This window comes from Streptomyces sp. NPDC048361 (genome assembly GCF_040651795.1).
Classification (GTDB): domain Bacteria; phylum Actinomycetota; class Actinomycetes; order Streptomycetales; family Streptomycetaceae; genus Streptomyces.
Genome location: NZ_JBEZKW010000114.1, coordinates 1 through 8,828 on the forward strand (window position 1 = coordinate 1; position 8,828 = coordinate 8,828).

The 8,828-nt window shown below is 70.4% G+C and carries 7 protein-coding genes; all 7 read right to left on the reverse strand.

Translation table 11 applies throughout. The features are described from left to right. Positions 1 to 209: 209 nt before the first annotated feature. The 7 genes from pstB to AB0D31_RS34130 all read right to left on the reverse strand — a co-directional run bounded on the left by pstB (position 210) and on the right by AB0D31_RS34130 (position 8,403). Positions 210 to 986: a phosphate ABC transporter ATP-binding protein PstB gene (gene pstB / locus AB0D31_RS34100; protein ID WP_362730636.1), complete on the reverse strand. Its 777-nt coding sequence runs from the start codon at positions 984 to 986 to the stop codon at positions 210 to 212. Between the two features lie 49 nt (positions 987 to 1,035). After that, positions 1,036 to 2,112 (reverse strand): phosphate ABC transporter permease PstA, encoded by a 1,077-nt coding sequence (gene pstA, locus AB0D31_RS34105; RefSeq protein ID WP_362730639.1) that lies wholly within the window; start codon positions 2,110 to 2,112, stop codon positions 1,036 to 1,038. Positions 2,113 to 2,203: 91 nt separating this feature from the next. Further along, a complete protein-coding gene (pstC, locus tag AB0D31_RS34110; protein ID WP_362730642.1) occupies positions 2,204 to 3,202 on the reverse strand; it encodes a phosphate ABC transporter permease subunit PstC in 999 nt (332 codons plus the stop codon). A gap of 137 nt (positions 3,203 to 3,339) precedes the next feature. Then, a complete protein-coding gene (gene pstS / locus AB0D31_RS34115; protein WP_362730645.1) occupies positions 3,340 to 4,485 on the reverse strand; it encodes a phosphate ABC transporter substrate-binding protein PstS in 1,146 nt (381 codons plus the stop codon). A 258-nt stretch (positions 4,486 to 4,743) separates the two neighbouring features. Then, positions 4,744 to 5,172 carry an NUDIX hydrolase gene (locus tag AB0D31_RS34120; protein ID WP_362730648.1) on the reverse strand — a complete coding sequence of 143 codons (429 nt, stop codon included), beginning with the start codon at positions 5,170 to 5,172 and terminating at the stop codon, positions 4,744 to 4,746. Next, positions 5,169 to 6,191 carry a CHAD domain-containing protein gene (locus AB0D31_RS34125; RefSeq protein WP_362730650.1) on the reverse strand — a complete coding sequence of 341 codons (1,023 nt, stop codon included), beginning with the start codon at positions 6,189 to 6,191 and terminating at the stop codon, positions 5,169 to 5,171. The genes AB0D31_RS34120 and AB0D31_RS34125 overlap by 4 nt, the downstream gene beginning before the upstream one ends. Next, positions 6,178 to 8,403, reverse strand: a complete 2,226-nt coding sequence (locus AB0D31_RS34130; RefSeq protein ID WP_362730653.1) for an RNA degradosome polyphosphate kinase — start codon at positions 8,401 to 8,403, stop codon at positions 6,178 to 6,180. Before AB0D31_RS34130 ends, AB0D31_RS34125 begins: the two co-directional genes overlap by 14 nt. Between the last annotated feature and the right edge of the window lie 425 nt (positions 8,404 to 8,828).

The window sequence follows — 8,828 nt, forward strand, 5'->3', positions numbered from 1 at the left end:
TGGCCCCTGGCCCTTGAGGCCTTGGGGGAGTTTGAGGACGAGCGCCCTTCAGGCGCGAACGGGGTCCGGGGCGGAGCCCCGGGGAGCTGCCACCCCTCAAGTAGCCGCACACGTCGGGAGAACATGGGTGGGCCCGCCCTCGAAAGGGCGGGCCCGTCGTCTTGCGGTGGCACCGCCATGCAGCACCGCAGACGGCTCAGTGGTCGGGCCTAGCCGAAGCGGCCCGAGATGTAGTCCTCCGTGGCCTGCACGGAGGGGTTGGAGAAGATCCGCTCGGTCTCGTCGATCTCGATCAGCTTGCCGGGCTGCCCGACCGCCGCGAGGTTGAAGAACGCCGTACGGTCCGAGACACGCGCCGCCTGCTGCATGTTGTGCGTCACGATCACGATCGTGAAGCGCTCCTTCAGCTCCCCGATCAGATCCTCGATGGCGAGCGTGGAGATCGGGTCGAGCGCCGAGCAGGGCTCGTCCATGAGCAGCACGTCCGGCTCGACGGCGATCGCCCGGGCGATGCAGAGCCGCTGCTGCTGCCCGCCCGAAAGGCCGGAACCGGGCTTGTTGAGGCGGTCCTTGACCTCGTTCCAGAGGTTCGCGCCCTTGAGGGACTTCTCGACCACGTCGGCCAGCTCGCTCTTCTTGTACGAGCCGTTCAGCCGCAGCCCCGCCGCCACGTTGTCGAAGATCGACATGGTGGGGAAGGGGTTGGGGCGCTGGAAGACCATGCCGACCGTGCGGCGTACCGCCACCGGGTCGACCGCGGAGCCGTACAGGTTCTCGTCGTCGAGCAGCACCTTGCCCTCGACGCGCCCGCCGGGGGTCACCTCGTGCATACGGTTCAGGGTGCGCAGGAAGGTGGACTTGCCGCAGCCGGACGGGCCGATGAAGGCCGTCACCGAGCGCGGCTCGACCGTCATCGATATGTCGTCGATCGCCTTGTGGGCGCCGTAGTAGGCGGAGAGGCCCGATACGTCGATTCGCTTGGCCATGGGTGACTCACTGTCTTTCCGGAGGACTGGTCGCTGAACGGGGGTCGCGTCAGCGACCGGTCTTGGGGGCCTTCCAGCGGGCGATGCCGCGAGCCACCAGGTTGAGGATCATGACGAAGGCGATCAGGACGAGGGCGGCCGCCCATGCGCGGTCGTACGACGCGTCGCTGCCGACCCGGTACTGCTCCCAGATGTAGAAGGGGAGCGAGGACTGGGCGCCTTCGAAGGGGTTGGTGTTGATCAGCTGGCTGCCGAAGACGAGCAGCATGATCGGGGCGGTCTCGCCGGCGATGCGGGCGACCGCGAGCATGAAGCCCGTGGTGATGCCGCCGAGCGCGGTGGGGATGACCACCTTCAGGATGGTCCGCCACTTCGGTACGCCTAGGGCGAGGGAGGCTTCGCGCAGCTCGTTCGGTACGAGCTTGAGCATCTCCTCGGTGGAGCGGACCACGACCGGCATCATCAGGATCGAGAGGGCGAGCGACCCCATGAAGCCCGAGGGCTGGAGGTCGAACATCAGCATCAGGGTCAGGATGAACAGGCCGGCGACGATGGACGGGATGCCCGTCATGACGTCGACGAAGAAGGTGACGGCCTTGGCGAGCGCGCCCTTGCCGTATTCCACCAGGTACACGGCGGTCAGCAGGCCGAGCGGCGCGGAGATCAGGGTGGCGATGCCGATCTGCTCCAGGGTGCCGATCAGCGCGTGGTAGATGCCGCCGCCCTGCTCGAAGGCGGGCACGCCGGCCATCGAGTGGGTCAGGAAGTATCCGTCGAGGACCTTGGTGCCGCGGCTGATCGTCGTCCACAGCAGGGAGAACAGCGGGATCACGGCGAGGATGAAGCAGACCCAGACCAGGGAGGTCGCCACCCGGTCCTTGGCCTGCCGCTTGTTCTCGACGGCCGTGGTGACCGTGTACGAGACGAGGATGAACAGCAGGGCCGCGATCAGGCCCCACTGGACCTTGCTGTGCAGGTCGAAGGCGAGGCCGATGCCCACGGCGAGCACGATCGCGGCGACCGCGAAGCCGGCGCCGGCCCAGCGGGGCAGGGAGCGGTGGCTGAGGCTGCGCTTGTGGGGGGCCGGGGTGGCCGGCCGGGCGTCCTGCACGGCTACGTGGCTCATGCGGCGCTCCCTTCGAGGGCTGCGGTACGGCGGTCGCGGCGGGGCCGGCCCCGGTGGGCCGCGGCGCTGGGGTCCGGGTACGTCGGGGCGTTCACGCGTTGGCCCCCGAGTACTCCTTGCGGCGGGCGATGATCATGCGGGCGCCGCCGTTGACCAGCAGGGTGAGGACGAAGAGGACCAGGCCGGAGGCGATCAGCGCGTCCCGGCCGAGCTGGTTGGCCTCGTCGAACTTCGCGGCGATGTTCTGCGCGAAGGTGCCGCCGCCCGGGTTGAGCAGGTGCGTCGAGAGGACGTAACTCGGGGAGAGCACCGTGGCGACGGCCATCGTCTCGCCGAGCGCGCGGCCGAGGCCCAGCATCGAGGCGGAGATGACGCCGGAGCGGCCGAAGGGCAGCACCGAGAGGCGGATGACTTCCCAGCGGGTCGCGCCGAGGGCCAGGGCGGCCTCCTCGTTCATGCGCGGGGCCTGGAGGAAGACTTCGCGGCTGACGCTGGTCACGATCGGCAGGATCATGATCGCGAGCAGGATGCCGACGGTGAAGATGGAGCGGGCGACGCCGACTTCGGTCTTCTCGAAGATGACGGTCCAGCCGAGGTAGGTGTCGAGCCAGTCGTTGAGGCCGCCGAGGTAGGGCACGAGGAACAGGGCGCCCCAGATGCCGTAGACGATCGACGGCACGGCGGCGAGCAGGTCGACGACGTACGCGAGGGGTGCGGCCAGCTTGCGCGGCGCGTAGTGCGAGATGAACAGGGCGATGCCGACGGCGACCGGGACGGCGATGGCCATCGCGACGATCGAGCTGACGACGGTGCCGAAGAGCAGGACGGCGATGCCGAACGCCGGCGGGTCGCCCGCCGGGTTCCAGTCGAAGGTGGTCAGGAAGTTGCCCTGGTCCTTCGAGATCGCTATGCCGGCCCGGATGCTCAGGAAGATGGCGATGGCCGCCATGACGACGAGCAGGAAGATGCCCGAGCCCCGGGAGAGCCCGAGGAAGATCTTGTCGCCCGCGCGGCCGGTGGACTGCTTGCGGCGCGCTGCCGGGGCGGGAGCGGGTGGCGGAGGTGTGTCCGTTGCTAGGGAAGAAGCCATGATCTTTCCGGTCTGTGGGCGGGGACTTGATGGGTCCCCTGGCGGCGGTGCACCGGATGGTGTGCGGCGGGGGCCGGATCGGGGCCCCCGCCCCACGAGAGCCGCCGGGTCTTCGGCCCGGCGGCTCAACAGTATTGCTACGAGAGGGAGTTGATGGTCTCGATGACCTTGGCGTTGATCTCGGCCGGGATCGGCGCGTAGCTGGCGTCGGTGAGCAGCTTCTGGCCGTCGGCGCTCGCGGCGTAGGAGAGGAAGGACTTGACCGCGGGGAGGGTGGCGGCCTTGTTGCCCTTGTCGCAGGCGACTTCGTACGTCACGAGGACGATCGGGTAGGCGTTGTCGGCCTTGGTCGTGTAGTCCAGCTTCAGCGCGAGGTCCTTGCCGGTGCCGGCGATCTTCGCGGCGGCGATGGCGGTGGAGGCGTTGGCGGAGCTGGCCTTGACCGGGGCGGAGGCGCCGGTGTTGATGTCGACGGTCTTGATCGACTGGGAGGAGGCGTAGGAGAGCTCGAAGTAGCCGATGGCGCCGTTGGTCTGCTTGACCTGGGCGGCCACACCCGCGGAGCCGGAGGCGGCCTGACCGCCGGGGGCGGCCCACTTCTTGGCGGGCGCGTACGTCCAGTCGGACTTGGCGGTGGCGCTGAGGTACTTGGTGAGGTTCTCGGTGGTGCCGGAGTCCTCGGAACGGTGGAACGCCTGGATCGCGAGGTCGGGGAGCTTGACGCCCTGGTTGAGCTTGGCGATCGCCTCGTCGTTCCACTTGGTGATCTTGCCGTTGAAGATCTTGGCGAGGGTCGGGGCGTCCAGGACGAGGCTGTCGACGCCTTCGACGTGGAAGCCGATCGCGATCGGGCCGCCGACCATCGGCAGGTTGATGCCCTGGCCGCCGCCGGTGCAGACCTTCTTGGAGTCCGCGACCTGCTCCGGCTTGAGCGGCGAGTCGGAGCCCGCGAAGGCGACCGTGCCCTGCGTGAAGGCGACGATGCCCTCACCGGAGGAGGAGGACTTGTAGTTGATCTGCGCGTCCTTGCAGGAGGCCATGTAGTTCTTGACCCAGAGGTCCATGGCGTTCTTCTGCGCGGAGGAGCCGGAGGCCAGGACCTGGCCCTTGGCGCCGTCGCACTTCACGTTGGACGCGGCGCCGGAGGCCGTACCGCCCGTACCGCCCGTGCTCCCGCTGCCACTGTTGTTGTCGCTGCCGCACGCCGTGAGGGCCAGGGCGCTGGACACGGCGATGACGCCGAGGGCGGTGGCGCGGAGCCGGTTCTTGCGCTGAAGCTTCACTTTCGGGTGTTCCTTCCGGGAGCCGCCGGGTTCCGTTCGTTCTACGGCGGCGTGCGTTGGATGGGCGGTGTGGGCGGGATGCCGTTCACCGTGTAAGGCCGAAATTAGGCAGAACAGGTGAAGCCGTCGGCGGGGAAGAGTTAACGGAAGGTGAACCATGGCGGGCAGTGCGGTGCCGACCGTTACCGGTTCGTGTTCAGACGGCGAACAGAACCGATTCTGCCCATGGGGCGCCTGAGGCGAGAGCGTTTGCAGAGGTCAGGCGGGGTGTGGCGCGTCGAGCATGGCGAGCAGCAGCTGGCGGTCGCGGGGCTCGGTGAGGCGGTGGTGGGCGGCGGCCGGGGTGAGCCACAGGAGCCGGTCGACCTCCGCGTTGGCGGTGAACCGGCCCTCGCCCGCCTCGGCCGCCCAGTACTCGACGCGCTTGGGGCGGCCCAGGTGGTCGGTGTAGTGGGCGGTGGGCAGCCGCACCCCGGGCACGCAGGAGAAGCCGGTCTCCTCCAGCACCTCCCGCAGGGCGCCGGTGAGCGGCTCCTCACCCCGCTTCAGCTTGCCCTTGGGATGCGACCAGTCGTCGTACTTGGGCCGGTGCACGAGGCAGATCTCCAGGCCCCGCTCGCCCCAGTGGGCGCGGCGCCACAGGACGCAGCCCGCCGCGAGGACGGTGCCGTCGGGTGCGGTGCTCATGACGCGGCCGTGGTCGCCGCGGGTGCTGTCGTCACCGCCACAGGCTGCCAGATCCGCTGGAAGGCAAACCGGGCCGCCTCCACCTCGTGGCGCTGATCGGCGTGGAGCACACCGAGCGCGTACGCCGTCGCCGGGGCGATGCGCGGGGTGCGGGCGGCGGCGGACGCGGCGGCCGCCGCCTCGGAGGCGTCCCGGTGCCGGTCCAGAGCCCGGCCCGCGCACGGCAGTTGGTCGGCCTGGACCGCTCCGCCATGCAAAAGGTCGCCGGGGTGCGGGTGGAGTACTTCCTGGGCGTACCGGTGCAACCGCAGCAGCCGCCGCACCTGGTGCCAGGGCTGGTCCTGGCTCTCGCTCTCCTGCACCAGGGCCTCGGAGTTGTACGGGCGGGCCGCGCGGCCCAGCGGCAGGTCGGCCACCGCCCGCTCAAGGCGGTCCTCGGCGGCGAGCGCGGCCGGCGCGAGGGCCTCGGCCGCGGGGGCGGCGGCCGAGGTCGCGAGCGGCGCCTCACTGGCGAGCAGCGCGACCGCGTCCGCCACGGCGTGGAACCGGGACGAGCCGAGCGCCTGGAGCGCCGCCGAGTGGGCCCGGGTGCGGGCCGGTGTCAGCTGCCGTTCGAGCAGGGCGCCCGCGCGGGCCGCACCCACCGTGAGGGTGCCGCCCTCGCCGCGCGGCGGCGCGACCCGGCTGCCGGAGAGCCGGTGCAGGGCGTCGAGCAGCCGGGTCAGGCGGGCGGCGCACGTGTGCTCACCGCCCAACGTCGCACACAGCCAGGCGAGTTCGGTCCGCAGCTGATCGGCCCAGGCCGCGTCGAGGAGCGGGCGGAAGGTGTGCAGGGTGGCGCCGATACGGCGGGCGGCCGCGCGCATCGCGAGGGCGGCCCCTTCGGCGAGGTCGCTGTCCGGTCCCGCCTCCCGGTGCAGGCGAAGGCCGCGCAGGAACGCTCCTGCCTGGGCGTGGAGGTAGTGGGCGAGCAGCTCGCCGGCCGGGTCGTGTCCCGTCACGTTCTCAAGGCGTTGCACGCCGGCGCCTCCGGGCGTCTATCAGCATCTCCTGCACGTTGCGCAACGGCAGTCCGTCCGCGTCGACCGCGTGCCGGGTCCAGCTTCCGTCGGCGCCCAGATGCCAGGAGGCGGTGGTCGGCGCCATGCCGGTCTCCAGGAGCCGGCCGAGGGCCGCGCGGTGGCCCGGGTCGGCGACCCTGACCAGTGCTTCGATGCGTCGGTCGAGGTTGCGGTGCATCATGTCGGCGCTGCCGATCCACACTTCGGGCTCGCCGCCGTTGCCGAAGGCGAAGACCCGGGAGTGTTCGAGGAAGCGCCCGAGGACGGAGCGGACCCGGATGTTCTCCGAGAGCCCGGTGACCCCGGGGCGTACGGCGCAGATGCCGCGGACCCAGATGTCGACGGGCACACCGGCCTGCGAGGCCCGGTAACAGGCGTCGATGACCGCCTCGTCGACCATCGAGTTGACCTTGATGCGGACATAGGCGGGGCGCCCGGCGTGCTGGTGGGCGACCTCCTTGTTGATCCGCGCGATCAGGCCGTCCCGCAGCGACTTGGGCGCGACGAGCAGACGCCGGTAGGTCTCGCGGCGCGAGTACCCCGACAACCGGTTGAAGAGGTCGGAGAGGTCGGCGCCGACCTGCGGATCGGCGGTCAGCAGCCCCAGATCCTCATAGAGCCGGGCCGTCTTGGGGTGGTAGTTGCCGGTGCCGACGTGCGAGTAGCGCCGCAGGGTGTCGTTCTCCTGGCGCACCACGAGGGAGAGCTTGCAGTGCGTCTTGAGGCCGACGAGCCCGTACACGACGTGACAGCCGGCCTCCTCCAGCTTGCGGGCCCACTTGATGTTGGCCTGCTCGTCGAAGCGCGCCTTGATCTCCACCAGGACGAGCACCTGCTTGCCCGACTCGGCGGCGTCTATCAGCGCGTCCACGATCGGCGAGTCGCCCGACGTGCGGTACAGGGTCTGCTTGATGGCGAGCACGTCCGGATCGGATGCCGCCTGCTCAAGGAAGGCCTGCACCGAGGTGGAGAAGGAGTCGTACGGGTGGTGAAGCAGCACATCGCGTTCGCGCAGCGCGGCGAAGATGTCGGGCGCGGACGCCGACTCCACCTCGGCGAGGTCGCGGTGGGTGCCCGCGACGAACTTGGGGAACTTCAGCTCCGGCCGGTCGAGCGCCGCGATCCCGAACAGACCGGTCAGGTCGAGCGGCCCCGGCAGCGGATAGACCTCGGCGTCGGAAACCTTCAACTCCCTTACCAGCAGGTCGAGTACGTACGGGTCGATGGACTCCTCGACCTCCAGACGCACCGGCGGCCCGAAGCGGCGCCGCATGAGCTCCTTCTCCAGCGCCTTGAGGAGGTTCTCGGTGTCGTCCTCCTCGACTTCGAGATCCTCGTTGCGGGTCACCCGGAACATGTGGTGCGCGAGCACCTCCATGCCCGGGAACAGCTCCTCCAGGTGCGCGGCGATGACGTCTTCGAGCGGCACATAACGCTGCGGCGAGGCTTCGAGGAACCGCGAGAGCAGCGGCGGCACCTTCACCCGGGCGAAGTGACGGTGCCCCGAGACGGGGTTGCGCACCACCACGGCGAGGTTGAGCGAGAGCCCCGAGATGTACGGGAAGGGGTGCGCGGGGTCCACGGCCAGCGGCGTGAGCACCGGGAAGATCTGCTGCCGGAACAGCGTGAACAGGCGGGCCTGCTCCTTCTCCGTCAGCTCCGGCCAGCGGATCAGATGGATGTTCTCGTCGGCGAGCGCCGGGGCGACGTCCTGCTGGAAGCAGGCGGCGTGCCGGGCCATGAGCTCGCGCGAACGCGTCCAGATCAGATCGAGGACCTCGCGGGGCTGGAGCCCGGACGCGGAGCGGGTGGCGACACCGGTCGCGATGCGGCGCTTCAGTCCCGCCACCCGGACCATGAAGAACTCGTCCAGGTTCGAGGCGAAGATCGCGAGGAAGTTCGCGCGCTCCAGGAGCGGGGTCGCCGGGTCCTCGGCGAGTTCGAGCACGCGCTCGTTGAACGCGAGCCAGCTTCGCTCGCGGTCGAGGAAACGCCCCGAGGGCAGCTCGTCGCCCTCGCTCTCGTCCTCGTACGCGTCGAGGTCCGCGTCGATGTCGGGCTCCAGATCGGAGGCGACGGCGGCGAGCGTGTGGGGGCGGTGCGCGGCTATGGAGGCCACGGACGGCTGGGCGTTCTTGAGCGTGTCCTCGGCGCTGGGCTGCTGGCTCATGTCCCCATTGTTCCGCGCACCGGCCCCGTCCAGCGCGTCGGAGCGGGCGGGAGTGAGCGCCCGGGGGGCTCTGGGGGGTGGGGGAACGGGTCCATTCCGGGTGGCGGGCGCCGGCGGCTTCATTGCGCGAGCGTCGCAAGCGTGTCTGAATGGCTGGTTACGAGGACATGGCGCGCGGGAGAGCGAACTGGCTCCGCCGGGGGTGGGGGCGTCTGCCTGGGCATCCCGGGTGCCCTACCACGGGCGCGGGGCTGTGCCCCTTGCGCGGCTCCGCCGCGGCCGGCGCGGGTGGCTCTGGCGTGCCGGTCGACGCCCTATCGCTAGGGGCGCGGGGAACTGCGCGGGTGCCCCAGCACGGTCTGCAGACGAAAGCGGGGCCGCTGGGGCTTCGCCCCAGACCCCGATCGCGCCCGAAAGGCGCTCGT